The sequence below is a fragment of the Arthrobacter sp. Soil763 genome (assembly GCF_001428365.1).
Classification (GTDB): domain Bacteria; phylum Actinomycetota; class Actinomycetes; order Actinomycetales; family Micrococcaceae; genus Arthrobacter.
Window position 1 is genome coordinate 303,977 of record NZ_LMSH01000004.1, and the last position, 15,488, is coordinate 319,464.

Sequence of the window (15,488 nt, forward strand, 5' to 3'; positions counted from 1 at the left end):
CTGTCACATCGTGCCGGAAGTCTCTTTCCCGGAGCCCGGGCAGCCGGGGTGGCGCGCCAGTCTCAATGAGGAGGAACAATGGGTCACGACGCCCAGGGAACGGACGCAGCGGCGTCCGTGGACTTCAAGGAAGTCCAGTCGACGGAGCAGTTCCAGGAACTGCGCAAACGTCACCGCAGCTTTGTCTTTCCGATGGCCATCGCATTCCTGCTGTGGTACTTCGCCTACGTCCTGCTCGCTGACTACGCGGTGGGCTTCATGTCCACAAAGGTCTGGGGCAACATCAACATCGGCCTGATCCTGGGGCTGCTGCAGTTCGTCTCCACCTTCGCCATCACCGGCTGGTACGTCAGCTACTCCAACCGGAAGCTGGATCCGATCGCCTCGGAGATCCGCCACGGGATCGAAGGCCACGAGTTCGACAAGCACGGCAACCCAGTGAGCGGAACGGCAAAATGACACTTATGGTACCTGCGGTCAACGTTGCCGCCCTCAAAGACACCACCCTGCTGAACATGGGCATCTTCGCCCTGTTCGTCGCGGTCACCATGGTGATCGTGTTCCGTGCCAGCCGCAACAACAAGACGGCGGCCGACTACTACGCCGCCGGCCGCTCGTTCACCGGCTCGCAAAACGGCACTGCCATCGCCGGCGACTACCTGTCCGCGGCGTCGTTCCTGGGCATCACGGGCGCCATCGCGATCAACGGCTACGACGGCTTCATGTACTCCATCGGCTTCCTCGTCGCCTGGCTCGTCGCCCTGCTGCTGGTCGCGGAACTGCTCCGCAACACCGGCAAGTTCACCATGGCCGACGTCCTGTCCTTCCGGCTGAAGCAGCGTCCGGTCCGGATCGCCGCCGCCATCTCCACCCTGGCGGTGTGCTTCTTCTACCTGCTGGCGCAGATGGCCGGTGCGGGCAGCCTCATCTCGCTGCTGCTGGGCATCAGCGACTGGGGCGGCCAGGCCCTGGTGATTATCGTCGTCGGCGCCCTGATGATCATGTACGTCCTGATCGGCGGCATGAAGGGCACCACCTGGGTCCAGATCATCAAGGCGATGCTGCTGATCGCGGGCGCTGCGGTCATGACCTTCTGGGTCCTGGCGATCTACGGCTTCAACCTCTCCGACCTGCTCGGCGGTGCGGCGGAAACGGCCAAGAACCCGGCCGTGCTGAACCCGGGCCTGCAGTACGGCAAGTCCGACACGACCAAGCTGGACTTCATGTCCCTGGGCCTGGCCCTGGTGCTCGGCACCGCGGCACTGCCGCACGTGCTGATGCGCTTCTACACGGTCCCGACCGCCAAGGAAGCCCGCAAGTCCGTGGTCTGGTCCATTTGGCTGATCGGCCTGTTCTATCTGTTCACCCTGGTGCTGGGCTACGGCGCCGCGGCCCTCGTCGGCGCGGACACCATCAAGGGCGCCCCGGGCGGGGTCAACTCGGCCGCTCCGCTGCTGGCCTTCCACCTCGGCGGCCCGCTGCTGCTGGGCTTCATCTCGGCGGTGGCCTTCGCGACCATCCTCGCCGTCGTTGCCGGCCTGACCATCACGGCGGCGGCGTCCTTCGCCCATGACATCTACGCCAACGTCCTGGCCAAGGGCAACGCGGACCCGGACACCGAGGTACGGGTGGCCCGCCGCACGGTGATCGTGATCGGCATCCTGGCGATCGTCGGCGGCATCTTCGCCAACGGCCAGAACGTGGCCTTCCTGGTCGCGCTGGCCTTCGCCGTCGCGGCGTCCGCGAACCTGCCGACGATCATCTACTCGCTGTTCTGGCGCAAGTTCACCACGCAGGGCGCCATCTGGAGCATGTACGGCGGGCTCGCGTCCGCGATCATCCTGATCGCCCTCTCGCCGGTGGTCTCCGGCGCGAAGACGTCGATGATTCCCGGGGCCAACTTTGCGATCTTCCCGCTCAGCAACCCCGGCATCGTCTCCATCCCGCTCGCGTTCTTCCTGGGCTGGCTGGGTACGGTGCTGGACAAGAAGACCGAAGACACCACCAAGCAGGCCGAGATGGAAGTCCGCTCCCTGACCGGTGTGGGCGCCGAAAAGGCCACCAACCACTAAACGGCCCTGCCGTCGAAAAGAGAACCCCCGCGCCACGGCGCGGGGGTTCTTTTTTGTCCTGCGGGCTGATTGGGCCGTGCCGGCTGTGCCTGTGCCCCCGGCTACGCCTCCGCAGCCGGGCCGCGCTCGAGCAACGGCTGGATCCGGAAGGGGATCAGTTCGCCCATGGCGAGGGCGGTGTCGGTGCGGTCGACGCCGTCGCACCCCAGGATCTTGCCGTTGATCCGGAACAGATCCTCGGCGTCGAGCGCCACCACCCGCAGCAGCAGGTCCGCCGAGCCGGTGAGGCCGTAGCCTTCCAGGATCTCCGGGATTCCGGCCAGTTCCTCCGCCAGGGTGCCCAGCTTCTGCTGCTGGACGTGCACGGAGATGAAAGCCATCAGCGGGTAGCCGAGGGCCGCCGGGTTGATCCGGCGCTCGAAGGAGAGGAAGGCGTGCTTCTTCTCCAGCCGGGCCATCCGGGCCTGCACCGTGTTCCGGGACAAGCCCAGCTTCTGCGCCAGCGCCACGACGGTGCGGCCGGGATCACGGGCCATGGCCGAAAGCAGGCGGGTGTCCGTGCCATCCAAAGCTTGCATAATGCGCAAGATTAGCACGGTCCAGGAGGACTCAGGCGTGCACAATGCTCAACTTCTTCCGGGGTGGTTGTACCCTCTGGCACTTGTGAGTAGGGTCACAATTATCCGGGGCAACGGCGCCCGGGTGGCCTTCGCGCGCTGGGATCACGAGTTCCGCGGGCCGGGTCAGACGACGTCAGAAGGTTGCGGACAAACTGTGTTTACCGACGACGCGGGCAAGGGCGGCATGGCCGCCGGCGGGCCCGGGAACAGTGCAGATTCAAACAGGCGCTCGGGCGGGGATCTCGTCCAGCTCATCACCCCGGGGGGTGAACGCGTCAGCCACCCTGAGTTCGACACCTGGGTCCAGGACATCAGCGACGAACAGCTCGCGTCCCTCTACGAAGACATGGCGGTCATCCGCCGCATCGACGCGGAAGCCACCGCCCTGCAGCGCCAGGGCGAGCTCGCCCTCTGGCCGCCGCTGCTGGGCCAGGAAGCTTCGCAGATCGGCTCGGTGCGGGCACTCCGCGACGACGACTTCGTCTTCCCCAGCTACCGGGACAACGGCGTTGCCTACTGCCGCGGCGTCAAGCCCTCGGACATCGTCAAGGCCTGGCGCGGCAATGCCCTGGCCGGCTGGGACCCCTACACGGTGAACGTCGCGACCCAGCAAATCATCATCGGCGCCCAGTCGCTGCACGCCACCGGTTACGCCATGGGGATCCAGAACGACGGCGCCGACTCGGTGGCCGTGGCCTACTTCGGCGACGGCGCCACGAGCGAAGGCGACGTCAACGAGGCCATGGTCTTCGCGGCGAGCTTCCAGGCCCCGGTGGTGTTCTTCTGCCAGAACAACCACTGGGCCATCTCCGAACCCGTCCGTTTGCAGTCCCACATCCAGATCGCGGACCGCGCCTCCGGCTTCGGCATCCCGAGCATGCGGGTGGACGGCAACGACGTGCTCGCCGTCATGGCCGCCACCCGGATCGCCCTCGACCGGGCCCGCCGCGGCGGCGGACCCAGCTTCATCGAAGCCGTCACCTACCGGATGGGGCCGCACACGACGGCGGATGACCCCACCCGCTACCGCGACGCCAACGAACTCGAGGACTGGGCCGCCAAGGACCCGATCAGCAGGCTCAAGGCACTGCTCGAGCGCAAGGGCCTGCTCACCGAAGAGCTCGAGGCCGCCGTCGCCGCGAAGGCCGACGCCGTCGCGAAGGAACTGCGCGCCGGCACCATCAACATGCCCGGACCGCAGCCGCTGGACATCTTCAAACACGTCTACAGCACCCCCAACTCCTGGCTGGACCGCCAGGAGGACCACTACACCCGTTACCTGGCTTCCTTCGGCGATCCCGCAGGTGCCGCTTCCGAAGAAGGTGCACGCTGATGACGCAGATGACCTTTGCCCGGGCCATTAATTCGGGCCTGCGCAAGTCCCTTGAAAACGATCCCAAGGTGATTCTCATGGGTGAGGACATCGGAACCCTCGGCGGCGTCTTCCGCGTCACCGACGGACTGCAGAAGGACTTCGGTAAGCACCGGGTCGTGGACACCCCGCTGGCCGAATCCGGCATCCTGGGCACCGCCGTCGGCCTGGCCTACCGCGGCTACCGCCCGGTCGTGGAGATCCAGTTCGATGGCTTCATCTACCCGGCCTTCGACCAGATCGTGAGCCAGGTCGCCAAGATGCACTACCGCACCCAGGGTGCGGTGAAGATGCCGATCACCATCCGCGTACCCTTCGGCGGCGGCATCGGCTCGCCGGAGCACCACTCCGAATCACCCGAGGCCTACTTCACCCACACCTCGGGCCTGCGCGTGGTCAGCGTCTCCAACCCGCAGGATGCGTACACGATCATCCAGCAGGCCATCGCCTCGGACGATCCGGTGCTGTACTTCGAACCCAAGCGCCGCTATCACGACAAGGGCGAGGTCGATGAGTCGCTCGTGCCCGGCGCAGCCCAGTCCATGGAGCAGGCGCGCGTCGTCACCGAGGGCACCGACGTCACCCTGGTCGCCTACGGCCCGCTGGTGAAGACCGCCCGCGACGCCGCGCTCGCAGCCGCCGACGAAGGCGTCTCCATCGAGGTGATCGACCTCCGATCGCTGGCCCCGCTGGACTTCGCCACCCTCGAGGCCTCGGTGCGCAAGACCGGACGGCTCGTCGTCACGCATGAGGCCGGCCAGTCCGGCGGACTCGGCGCCGAAGTGGCCGCCAGCATCACCGAGCGCTGCTTCTACCACCTGGAGGCCGCGCCCGTCCGGGTCACCGGCTTCGACGTTCCTTACCCGTATTCAAAGCTTGAAATGCACCACCTGCCGGGCCTGGACAGGATCCTCGACGGCGTCGACCGTGCCCTGGGCCGCCCCAACTCCCTGAGCGGGCTGGAAGGATGAGCGCCACCATGATCAAGGAATTCCGCCTTCCGGACCTCGGCGAGGGCCTGACCGAATCGGAAATCGTCGCCTGGAAGGTCGGCGTGGGGGACACCGTCACGCTCAACCAGATCATCGCCGAGGTGGAAACGGCCAAGGCCGTGGTCGAACTGCCGTCGCCGTTCGCCGGCGTCGTGACCGCGCTGCACGAGCAGCCGGGCACCGTGGTGGAGGTCGGCAAGCCGATCGTCTCGTTCGAGATCGAGGGCGACGACGGCGGCGCCGACGGCGGGCCGGAAAGCTCCGCCAAGCGCGAGCCGAACCTCGTGGGCTACGGCGCCGTGCTCGAAGGCTCCGGCCGTCCCGCGCGCCGCGCCCGCACCTTCGCCGCTGCCCCTGCGCCGGCCGCTGCGCCGGCGCCCGCCGTCGAACCGGCCGTTGCACCGGAACCTGCGCCCGCACCTCAGCCGGCGCCGGTAAGCGAGGCCGCCCCGGCGCCCGAGGACACCCGGCCGGCAGAACGGCCCCGGTCCACGCCGCCGGTGCGCAAGCTGGCCAAGGATCTCGGCGTCGACCTCGCGGCGGTCACCGGCACGGGGGAGCGGGGCCTCATCACCCGCGACGACGTGCGGAACTTCGTCGGCGGCGGCGACCTTCCGGTCGCCCCGCAGGAACTCGCCGGCGTGCAGCCCGGCGCTCCGGCGGGCGCAGCCGCGCCGGCCGAACGGGAGACCCGGACCCCCATCAAGGGGGTGCGGAAGTTCACCGCCACAGCCATGGTTTCCAGCGCCTTCACCGCGCCACATGTCACCGAGTTCCTCACCCTGGACGTCACGCCCACCATGGAGCTGCTGGCCCGGCTGAAGGCCAGCCGGTCCTTCGCTGGCTACAAGCTGACCCCGCTGACGCTCGTGTCCAAGGCCGTGCTGATCGCGCTGCGGAGCCACCCGACGCTCAATGCCCGGTGGGACGAGGCCAACCAGGAAATCGTCCAGTTCAACTACGTCAACCTCGGCATCGCGGCCGCGACGCCGCGCGGGCTGACCGTGCCGAACATCAAGGACGCGGACCGGATGTCGCTGCTCGAGCTCTCCACGGCGCTGACTGAACTGACCGACACCGCCCGGGCCGGAAAGACCGCCCCGGCGGACCTCTCCGGCGGAACCATCTCCATCACGAACATCGGAGTCTTTGGCATCGATGCCGGAACCCCCATTCTCAACCCGGGCGAGGCCGCTATCCTGGCCGTCGGCGCGGTGCGGAAGATGCCGTGGGAGCACCAGGACGAGGTCGCGCTGCGCCAGGTCATGACGCTCAGCCTGTCCTTCGACCACCGGCTGGTCGACGGCGAACAGGGTTCCCGGTTCCTGCAGGACCTCGGAGCCATCCTCGCCGACCCCGGCATGGCGCTGGCCATGGTCTAGTCAACGCACCCGGGAGGCCGGGCATCCATCCGTAGGGTGGATGCCCGGCCTTTGCCGTCCAGGGGCACTTTCCGACGTCGGGTTCCTCGGCGTCGCCGTCCGGGGGCATTTTGGGGCCACTAACCGACGTCGGGGCTTTGGCTAGCGGCGTGTCCGCGCCAAAGTGCCCCGGAACGCGGGACAGGTCCACGGAGTGCAGCCGACGGGGCGCCGACGACGGCCGGGTGCCGGCGTGCGGCCGGTCAGCCGCGGCCCGGGGGAGCCGCCGGAGCCAGCAGGGCGGCCAGTGCCATGCTTTCGAGCAGGGGCCGGGCACGCTTCAGGGCCATCCGGCGGCCCTGGGTGCGGACCGAGTGCGGGGTGGAGTTGATCAGGCCGAACGTGGCGTGCGCGCGCATCCTCAGCTCGGCCGGGTCGGTGTCCGGATGCAGGCCGGCCAGTACATCGACCCAGAGTTCGACGTAGCTGCGCTGCAAGGCACGCACCTCGGCCTGCTCGCCGTCGTCGAGATTGCTGAAGTCCTGGTCCTGGACCCGGATGACGTCGGGGTTGCTGAGCGCGAAGTCGACGTGGAACTCAACCAGTCCCGCCAGCGCCGTAGCCGCATCGTCGGATCCGGCCACCACGGTGCGTCCGCCTTCCAGCAGATCCTGGCTGACGCTGAGCAGCAGCGCGCCCAGGACCGCCTGCTTCCCGGCGAAATGGCGGTAGACCGCCGGTCCGCTGACTCCCGCCGCCGCGCCGAGGTCCTCCAGCGAGACGCGGTTGAACCCGTCCGCGGCGAAGAGCGCCGCGGCGGCGGTGAGGAGCGCTTTGCGGCGGTTCTCCTTGGCCTGGCTCCGCTGGGTTGGCTGGCTGGTCTCGGTCACCGGCGCGCCCTTCTTCTCGGCTGTTCTGTGCGTGAAGCCCGCAGCCCGTGGGCGGGCGGTCCTGTGTTGGACATCACAGTTAATAGAGACTAACCTAAATCTCAGTTATGCGTTACTAACCGAAATTGCCGGATGCCCCAGGGCGGACCGGCTCAGCGGCCGAGGACGGAAGCAGTCAATGGAGACAATTGCCAGCCAGGTGAACGCCGGAAGCCCCGGCTTCGCCGCTAACCACGAGGCGCAGCTCGGCCTGGCCCGGGAACTGAAGGAACGGCTCGCCGCCGCGGCGCTGGGCGGTCCCGAGAAGTCCCGGGAACGGCACGTCGCCCGGGGCAAGCTCCTCCCGCGCGAGCGGATCGACCGGCTGCTGGACGACGGAAGCCCCTTCCTGGAAATCGCCCCGCTCGCGGCCAACGGCATGTACAACGACGAGTCGCCCGGCGCCGGCGTCATCGCCGGGATCGGCCTGGTCCACGGCCGGCAGGTCCTGGTCATCTCCAACGACGCCACCGTCAAGGGCGGCACCTATTACCCAATGACCGTCAAGAAGCACCTCCGCGCGCAGGAAATCGCCCTGGAAAACCGCCTGCCCTGCATCTACCTCGTGGACTCCGGGGGCGCGTTTCTGCCCAAGCAGGACGAGGTCTTCCCGGACAAGGAGCACTTCGGCCGGATCTTCTTCAACCAGGCGAAGATGTCCGCTGCGAAGATCCCGCAGATCGCCTCCGTCATGGGGTCCTGCACCGCCGGCGGCGCCTACGTTCCCGCGATGAGTGACGAAACGGTGATCGTCCGCAACCAGGGCACCATCTTCCTGGGCGGCCCGCCGCTGGTGAAGGCCGCGATCGGCGAAATCGTCACCGCCGAGGAGCTCGGCGGCGGCGACGTGCACTCGAAGATTTCCGGGGTCACCGACCATCTGGCCGAGAACGACGAGCATGCCCTGCAGATTGTCCGGGACATTGTCTCCACCCTGCCCCGCCCGGCCGCCCCGGCCTGGGAGATCGACACCGTCGTCGAACCGGCAGCGGACCCGGACGAGCTCTACGGCGCCGTCCCCACAGACGTCAACGCCCAGTACGACGTCCGCGAGGTCATCGCCCGGCTGGTCGACGGCAGCCGCTTCCACGAGTTCAAGAAGAACTACGGCACCACCCTGGTCACCGGCTTCGCGAAACTGCACGGCCACCCGGTGGGCATCGTTGCGAACAACGGCGTGCTCTTCAGCGAGTCCTCACTCAAGGGCGCGCACTTCATCGAACTCTGCGACCAGCGCGGCATCCCACTGATCTTCCTGCAGAACCTCTCCGGCTTCATGGTCGGCAAGGACTACGAGCAGGGCGGCATCGCCAAGAACGGCGCCAAGATGGTCACCGCCGTTGCCACCGCCCGCGTGCCCAAGCTGACTGTGGTGATCGGCGGGTCCTTCGGCGCGGGCAACTACTCGATGTGCGGCCGGGCGTACTCGCCGCGGTTCCTCTGGATGTGGCCGGCCTCCCGGATCTCGGTGATGGGCGGCAACCAGGCCTCCAGCGTGCTCGCCACCGTCAAACGGGACCAGTACGAGGCCCGCGGCGAGGAATGGTCCGCCGCGGATGAGGAAGCTTTCAAGGCCCCGATCAAACAGCAGTACGAGGATCAGGGCAGCCCCTATTACTCCACCGCCCGCCTCTGGGACGACGGCGTGATCGACCCCGCGGACACCCGCACCGTCCTGGGACTGGCGCTCGACGTCGTCTCCCGCACCCCGCTGCCGGAGACCTCCTTCGGCCTCTTCCGGATGTGAGCCCCGCTGTGACTGTTACCCCCACCCCCGCCGCTTCAACCCCCAAGCCGCTCTTCGGCACCGTCCTGGTCGCGAACCGCGGCGAGATCGCCTGCCGCGTGATCCGCACCCTGCGTGCCTTGGGCATCCGTTCGGTCGCCGTCTACTCCGACGCCGACGCCGGCGCCCGCCACGTGCGGGAGGCCGACGTCGCCGTCCGGATCGGCCCGGCGGCCGCCACCGAGAGCTACCTCAAAATCGAGGCCATCATCCAGGCCTGCCGCGAGACCGGCGCCGAGGCCGTGCACCCGGGCTACGGCTTCCTGAGCGAGAACGTCGAGTTCGCCCGCGCCCTGGAGCAGGCCGGCATCACCTTCATCGGCCCCGGCGTCGAATCCCTGAACATCATGGGCGACAAGATCCGGTCCAAGAACCACGTCACCGGCTACGGTGTCCCGGTGGTCCCGGGCGTCGCCGAACCCGGCATGAGCGATGCGCAGCTGATCGAGGCCGCGGCCGGCGTCGGCTATCCGCTGCTGATCAAGCCCTCCGCCGGCGGCGGCGGCAAGGGCATGCACGTTGTCGAACGGCCCGAGGACCTGGCGGACACCCTCGCCACCGCCCGGCGGGTCGCGGCCAGCGCCTTCGGCGACGACACGCTGTTCCTGGAGCGGCTGGTCACCACCCCGCGGCACATCGAGGTCCAGGTCCTCGCCGACAACCACGGCAACGTCATCCATCTCGGCGAGCGCGAGTGTTCCCTGCAGCGCCGCCACCAGAAGGTGATCGAGGAAGCCCCGTCCCCGCTGCTCGAAGGCCTGCCCGACGGCGCCGCCATCCGCGCCCGGCTCGGCGAGGCCGCCTGCAACGCCGCCCGCAGCGTCAACTACTCCGGCGCCGGCACCGTGGAGTTCCTGGTCTCGGACAACGCCCCGGACGAGTTCTTCTTCATGGAGATGAACACCCGCCTGCAGGTCGAGCACCCGGTCACCGAGATGGTCACCGGCGTGGACCTGGTTGAGTGGCAGGTCCGCATCGCCGCCGGAGAAGAACTCACCGTGACGCAGGACGACGTCGTCCTCACCGGTCACTCCGTGGAGGCCCGGGTCTACGCAGAGGTCCCGGAGAAGAACTTCCTGCCGTCCATTGGGCGGGTCCTTGTGCTGGACGAGCTGCCGGACGCCGCGGACGGCAAGGTCCGGGTCGACTCGGCGCTCCTGGAGGGCCTCCAAATCTCCAGCAGCTACGACCCCATGATTTCCAAGGTCATCGCGTGGGGGGAGGACCGGGCGGAGGCTTTGGAGACCCTCGACCGGGCGCTCGCCGGCTACACCGCGCTCGGCATCGACACCAACGTCGAATACCTGCGGCTGCTGATCAACGACGCCGATGTCCGTGCCGGACGGCTCGACACCGGCCTGATTGAACGCAAGATGCCCGAGTTCACGTTCCGGCACGCCGGCGACTTCGAAGTGGCCGCGGCCGCCGTCTTCGCCGCGGCGATGCGGGAGACCGATGCGCGCGACGCCGGGGAGGGACCCTGGCAGCGGCGTGACGGGTGGCGGCTCGGTGCAGCTGCCCCGCGCCGGATCAGTCTCGGAACCCCTGACGGTGGAATTGCCACCGTTGAGGTCTCCGGTTCGGTAGGGCAGGGCGCGGCTACTGTCAGCGTCGATGGCGGCCCGCAACGTACGGCGTCATTGAGGTTCGCCCGGCGCAACCAGGCGGAAGTGACTCTAGGGGGCGAAGCCCGGCTCTTCTCCCTCGCGCAGGTGACTTTGGGAGCATATGGCCCGGGCCCGGAAAGCCCGGCACCCACAGAGTTTTTCCTCGGCAATGACGGCTGGTCCTGCCGGCTCGAGGTGCTCACCCGGGAGGCCCGGCTCGCCCGGGTGCTGGCCGCCGTCGAGCGCGAGGAAGGCGCTGCCGACCCGGCGGTGCGCTCGCCGATGCCCGGCACCGTGGTGTCCGTCTCGGTCGGCAACGGCGACGCCGTGACCGCCGGCCAGGTCCTGCTTTCGGTGGAGGCCATGAAGATGGAGCACCAGCTCGTGGCACCCCTCGACGGGACCGTCCACCTCAGCGCAGGCACCGGAGACCTCGTCAAGGCCGACCAGGTCCTCGCCACCATCCACCCCGCCCAGTCGCCGGAGTCCTCCAACGCCGAGGACACCGTCGAAGAATCCGTCATCGCCATGGGCGCGGCGGACTAGCAACCACCAGCTTCAGCACCACACCAGAACAGCCACCAGACACAGGAGTCACCCCATGCCGGATTTTGAACTCAGCGAGGACTACCAGGACCTCAGCGACACCGTCCGCGAATTCGCCGACCAGGTCGTCGCCCCGGTCTCCGCCAAGCACGACGAGGAACACAGCTTCCCCTACGAGGTCGTCTCCCAGATGGCGGACATGGGCCTCTTCGGCCTGCCGTTCCCCGAGGAGGTCGGCGGCATGGGCGGGGACTACTTCGCCCTGGCCCTCGCCCTCGAGCAGCTCGGCCGGGTGGACCAGTCGGTCGCCATCACCCTCGAAGCCGGCGTCTCGCTCGGCGCCATGCCGATCCACCGCTTCGGCAACGAGGCCCAGAAGCAGGAATGGCTGCCGCTGCTCGCCTCCGGCAAGGCCCTCGCCGGCTTCGGCCTGACCGAGCCCGAAGCCGGCTCCGACGCCGGCGGCACCAAGACCACCGCCCGGCTCGAGAGCGTCGGAGACGCAAAAAACTGGGTCATCAACGGCAACAAGGCGTTCATCACCAACTCCGGCACAGATATCACCAAGCTCGTCACCGTCACCGCGGTCACCGGCCAGGAGGAACGCCCCGACGGCAGCATCAAGAAGGAAATCTCCACCATCCTGGTGCCCACCAATACGCCGGGCTTCACCGCGGAAAAGGCCTACAACAAGGTCGGCTGGAACGCCTCGGACACCCACCCGCTGACCCTCGACAATGTCCGCGTTCCGGAGGCCAACCTGCTCGGCACCCGGGGCCGCGGTTACGCCAACTTCCTCTCCATCCTCGACGAGGGCCGGATCGCCATCGCCGCGCTCGCCGTCGGCGCCGCCCAGGGCTGCGTGGACCAGTCGGTGAAGTACGCCAAAGAACGCAGCGCCTTCGGCCAGAACATCGGCAAGTACCAGGCCATCGCTTTCAAGATCGCGCGGATGGAAGCACGGGCGCACACCGCCCGCCTGGCCTACTACGACGCGGCCGCCCGGATGCTCGCCGGCAAGCCGTTCAAGACCCAGGCCGCCATCGCTAAGATGATCGCAGGCGAGGCAGCCATGGACAACGCGCGGGACGCCACCCAGGTGTTCGGCGGCTATGGCTTCATCAACGAGTTCACCGTGGCGCGCCACTACCGCGACTCCAAGATCCTCGAGGTCGGCGAGGGCACCACGGAGGTCCAGCTGATGCTGATCGCCCGCGAACTGGGACTGTAGCCGGCCGGAAGGATCCCCAGATGATCAACAAAGTCGTTGCCAGCGCCGCCGAGGCCGTCGCGGACATCCCCGACGGCGCCTCGCTCGCCGTCGGCGGTTTCGGACTGTGCGGCATCCCGGTGGCGCTGATCGCGGCCCTGCACGAACGCGGCGCGACGGACCTGGAAACCGTCAGCAACAACTGCGGCGTGGACGACTGGGGCCTGGGCATCCTGCTCAAGGACGGCCGGATCCGGCGCACGATCAGCTCCTACGTGGGCGAGAACAAGGAGTTCGCCCGGCAGTACCTGGCCGGCGAACTCGAGGTGGTCCTCACCCCGCAGGGAACCCTGGCAGAAAAGCTGCGCGCCGGGGGAGCGGGCATCCCCGCGTTCTACACGCCCGCCGGGGTCGGCACGCAGGTCTCCGACGGCGGCCTGCCGCAGAAGTACGACGCCGACGGCACCATCGCGGTCGCCTCCGCGCCGAAGGAGGTGCGCAGCTTCCACGGTGCCGACTACGTGCTGGAGGAGGCGCTGACTCCGGACTTCGGCCTGGTCCACGCCTGGAAAGGTGACCGGCACGGGAACCTGGTCTTCCACGCCGCCGCGATGAACTTCAACCCGCTGTGCGCCATGGCCGGGAAAATCACCATCGCCGAGGTCGAGGAAATCGTCGAACCGGGCGAGCTGGACCCGGAACACATCCACGTCCCGGGCATCTTCGTCCAGCGCGTCGTGCTCGCCCCGGAGGCGGAGAAACGCATCGAAAAGCGCACCGTAGCGGAACAGCCGGCCGGCACGTCCGGCACCACCCGCACCACCGAGCAGCAAGGAGCGTAGCCGTGGAGTCGAACAACACCCAAGGCGCCCCGCCCCGTCCAGAGGCGGTCCGCCACGAGTACCGGCCGCCCGCCGTCGACCACGGCCCCGGCGTCCAGGGCAAGGGGTGGACCCGGAACGAGCTGGCCGCCCGGGTCGCCCGGGAACTGCGCAACGGCCAGTACGTCAACCTCGGCATCGGCATGCCCACGCTGATCCCCAACTACATCCCGGACGGGGTCGAGGTGGTGCTGCACTCCGAAAACGGCATCCTCGGCGTCGGACCCTACCCAACAGAGGACCGGGTCGACCCCGACCTGATCAACGCGGGCAAGGAAACCGTCACGGTCAACAAGGGCGCCGCATTCTTCGACTCCGCCGCCTCCTTCGGGATGATCCGCGGCGGGCACGTCGACGTCGCCGTCCTGGGGGCGATGGAGGTGGCCCAGAACGGGGACCTGGCCAACTGGATGATCCCCGGCAAGATGGTCAAAGGCATGGGCGGCGCGATGGACCTGGTCTTCGGGGCGAAGAAGGTCATCGTGATGATGGAGCACGTGGACCGCAACGGCAACCCGAAAATCGTCGAGCGCTGCACCCTGCCGCTCACCGGAAAGGGCTGCGTCGACCGGATCATCACCGACCTGGCCGTGATCGACGTCGTGACCGAGGGCGGGACCTCGCGGCTGGTGCTGCGGGAACTTGCCCCCGGCGTCACCGCGGAGGACGTGGCCGCCGCGACCGGTGCGGAACTATTCGAGGAAGACCAGGAACTGACCGTATGAGCACGAACGCAACCTCCGAACCCGCCACCGGCCCCCGGGTCATCGAACAGCGCGGCCTGTATTTTGACGAACTCGAAGAAGGCGTCCTCTACGCGCACCGGCCCGGCCGGACCGTGACCGAGACGGACAACGTCCTGTTCACCACCATGACCATGAACACCCAGGCGCTGCACCTTGACGCCGCGTGGAGCGCCGGGCAGCCGTTCGGCCAGCGGCTGATGAACTCCATGTTCACCCTCGCCACGCTGGTGGGCCAGTCGGTGCCGCAGCTGACCCAGGGCACCATCATCGCGCAGCTGGGACTGACCGACGTCTCCTTCCCGCACCCGCTCTACCACGGCGACACGCTGTACACCGAGACGGAGGTGACCGGCAAGCGGCTCTCCTCCTCACGGCCAGGCCAGGGGATCGTGACCATGCAGCACACCGGCCGGAACCAGGACGGCACGGTGGTGGCCCTGGCGACACGGAGCTGCCTGATGTGGACCCGGGAGGCGCACGCCGCGCAGCAGGACGGTGCAGAAAAGGGGACAATCGAAGCATGAGTTTCCTGATGGGTCCCGCCCTGCTGTTCTGCCCCGCCGACCGCCCCGAGCGCTATCAGAAGGCCGCCGAGCGCGCCGATGCGGTGATCCTGGACCTGGAGGACGCCGTCGCGCCCGCGGACAAGCAGCGCGCCCGAGGCGCCATCCTTGCCCAGCTCGGCTCCGCCGGGGACGTCCCGGAGCTTGACCCGAGCCGCACGATCATCCGCGTCAACCCGGCCGGCACGGAGGAGTTCGAAAAGGACCTGCACTGCCTCAAACACACCCCCTACCGCCACGTAATGCTCGCCAAGGCCGAGAGCGCCGCCCAGCTGAAGGAGCTTGAGGGCTACGGCGTGATTGCCCTGTGCGAGACGGCGGCCGGCATCGTCAACGCTGCTGCGATTGCCGCGGAGCCCAACGTGGTGGCCCTGATGTGGGGCGCTGAGGACCTGCTCGCCTCCCTCGGCGGAACCTCCAGCCGGGGCGATGACGGCGGCTATCGCGCGGTGGCACTGCACGCCAGGTCCACGGTCCTGCTCGCCGCGCGGGCCGCCGGCAAGGAAGCTGTCGATTCGGTCTATGTCAACATCCCCGACCTTGAGGGCCTCGCCGCTGAGTCCCGGGACGCCGTCGCCTCAGGCTTCGGCTCCAAGGCCTGCATCCACCCGAACCAGGTGGCCGTGGTCCGGGAGGCCTACGCCCCGTCCGAGGCCGACGTCGCCGCGGCCACCGAACTGCTCGCCGCCGCCGCTGCGGCCGGCACGGGGGTCTTCCAGTACAAGGGAAAGATGATCGACGGGCCGATCCTCAAGCACGCCGAGGCCACGCTCCGCCGCGCCGCCCGCTAGGGCTCCCCACCA

Annotated in this window: 14 protein-coding genes; 12 read left to right on the forward strand and 2 right to left on the reverse strand. The window is 68.3% G+C overall.

Going from position 1 to position 15,488, the window contains the following annotated elements:
• The first annotated feature begins 78 nt into the window (after positions 1–78).
• Together ASG71_RS14400 and ASG71_RS14405 are read left to right on the forward strand one after the other, a co-directional pair.
• On the forward strand, positions 79–459 hold the full coding sequence (locus ASG71_RS14400; RefSeq protein ID WP_056740479.1) for a DUF485 domain-containing protein: 381 nt from the start codon (positions 79–81) through the stop codon (positions 457–459).
• Positions 456–2,072 carry a cation acetate symporter gene (locus ASG71_RS14405; protein WP_056740481.1) on the forward strand — a complete coding sequence of 539 codons (1,617 nt, stop codon included), beginning with the start codon at positions 456–458 and terminating at the stop codon, positions 2,070–2,072. The genes ASG71_RS14400 and ASG71_RS14405 overlap by 4 nt, the downstream gene beginning before the upstream one ends.
• A 101-nt stretch (positions 2,073–2,173) precedes the next feature.
• Here the strand turns inward: ASG71_RS14405 and ASG71_RS14410 are convergent, their stop codons facing one another.
• Positions 2,174–2,650, reverse strand: a complete 477-nt coding sequence (locus tag ASG71_RS14410) for an Lrp/AsnC family transcriptional regulator (protein ID WP_056740483.1) — start codon at positions 2,648–2,650, stop codon at positions 2,174–2,176.
• Positions 2,651–2,846: 196 nt separating this feature from the next.
• Here ASG71_RS14410 and pdhA point away from each other — a divergent pair, with 196 nt between their 5' ends.
• From pdhA to ASG71_RS14425, 3 genes are read left to right on the forward strand one after another with little or no spacing between them, the layout of a single operon-like run.
• Positions 2,847–4,025, forward strand: coding sequence for a pyruvate dehydrogenase (acetyl-transferring) E1 component subunit alpha (gene pdhA, locus ASG71_RS14415; protein ID WP_056740485.1), 1,179 nt, complete (start codon positions 2,847–2,849; stop codon positions 4,023–4,025).
• Complete coding sequence (locus ASG71_RS14420; protein WP_056740487.1) at positions 4,025–5,035, forward strand: alpha-ketoacid dehydrogenase subunit beta; 1,011 nt, start codon at positions 4,025–4,027, stop codon at positions 5,033–5,035. Before pdhA ends, ASG71_RS14420 begins: the two co-directional genes overlap by 1 nt.
• Positions 5,032–6,438: a dihydrolipoamide acetyltransferase family protein gene (locus ASG71_RS14425; RefSeq protein ID WP_056740489.1), complete on the forward strand. Its 1,407-nt coding sequence runs from the start codon at positions 5,032–5,034 to the stop codon at positions 6,436–6,438. Before ASG71_RS14420 ends, ASG71_RS14425 begins: the two co-directional genes overlap by 4 nt.
• 242 nt (positions 6,439–6,680) lie before the next feature.
• Here ASG71_RS14425 and ASG71_RS14430 read toward each other — a convergent pair whose 3' ends face one another.
• On the reverse strand, positions 6,681–7,307 hold the full coding sequence (locus ASG71_RS14430) for a TetR/AcrR family transcriptional regulator (protein WP_056740491.1): 627 nt from the start codon (positions 7,305–7,307) through the stop codon (positions 6,681–6,683).
• A gap of 178 nt (positions 7,308–7,485) precedes the next feature.
• Between ASG71_RS14430 and ASG71_RS14435 the strand changes: the two genes are divergently transcribed.
• From ASG71_RS14435 to ASG71_RS14465, 7 genes are read left to right on the forward strand one after another with little or no spacing between them, the layout of a single operon-like run.
• Positions 7,486–9,093 (forward strand): carboxyl transferase domain-containing protein, encoded by a 1,608-nt coding sequence (locus ASG71_RS14435; RefSeq protein ID WP_056740493.1) that lies wholly within the window; start codon positions 7,486–7,488, stop codon positions 9,091–9,093.
• 8 nt (positions 9,094–9,101) lie between these two features.
• Positions 9,102–11,285: an acetyl/propionyl/methylcrotonyl-CoA carboxylase subunit alpha gene (locus ASG71_RS14440; RefSeq protein ID WP_235564120.1), complete on the forward strand. Its 2,184-nt coding sequence runs from the start codon at positions 9,102–9,104 to the stop codon at positions 11,283–11,285.
• 55 nt (positions 11,286–11,340) lie between these two features.
• Positions 11,341–12,516 carry an acyl-CoA dehydrogenase family protein gene (locus ASG71_RS14445; protein ID WP_056740498.1) on the forward strand — a complete coding sequence of 392 codons (1,176 nt, stop codon included), beginning with the start codon at positions 11,341–11,343 and terminating at the stop codon, positions 12,514–12,516.
• Between the two features lie 20 nt (positions 12,517–12,536).
• Positions 12,537–13,337 (forward strand): CoA transferase subunit A, encoded by an 801-nt coding sequence (locus tag ASG71_RS14450; RefSeq protein WP_056740499.1) that lies wholly within the window; start codon positions 12,537–12,539, stop codon positions 13,335–13,337.
• Between the two features lie 2 nt (positions 13,338–13,339).
• Positions 13,340–14,101: a CoA transferase subunit B gene (locus ASG71_RS14455; protein WP_056740500.1), complete on the forward strand. Its 762-nt coding sequence runs from the start codon at positions 13,340–13,342 to the stop codon at positions 14,099–14,101.
• Positions 14,098–14,646, forward strand: a complete 549-nt coding sequence (locus ASG71_RS14460; RefSeq protein WP_056740502.1) for a MaoC family dehydratase — start codon at positions 14,098–14,100, stop codon at positions 14,644–14,646. Before ASG71_RS14455 ends, ASG71_RS14460 begins: the two co-directional genes overlap by 4 nt.
• A complete protein-coding gene (locus ASG71_RS14465; RefSeq protein ID WP_056740504.1) occupies positions 14,643–15,476 on the forward strand; it encodes an HpcH/HpaI aldolase/citrate lyase family protein in 834 nt (277 codons plus the stop codon). The genes ASG71_RS14460 and ASG71_RS14465 overlap by 4 nt, the downstream gene beginning before the upstream one ends.
• Positions 15,477–15,488: the final 12 nt, after the last annotated feature.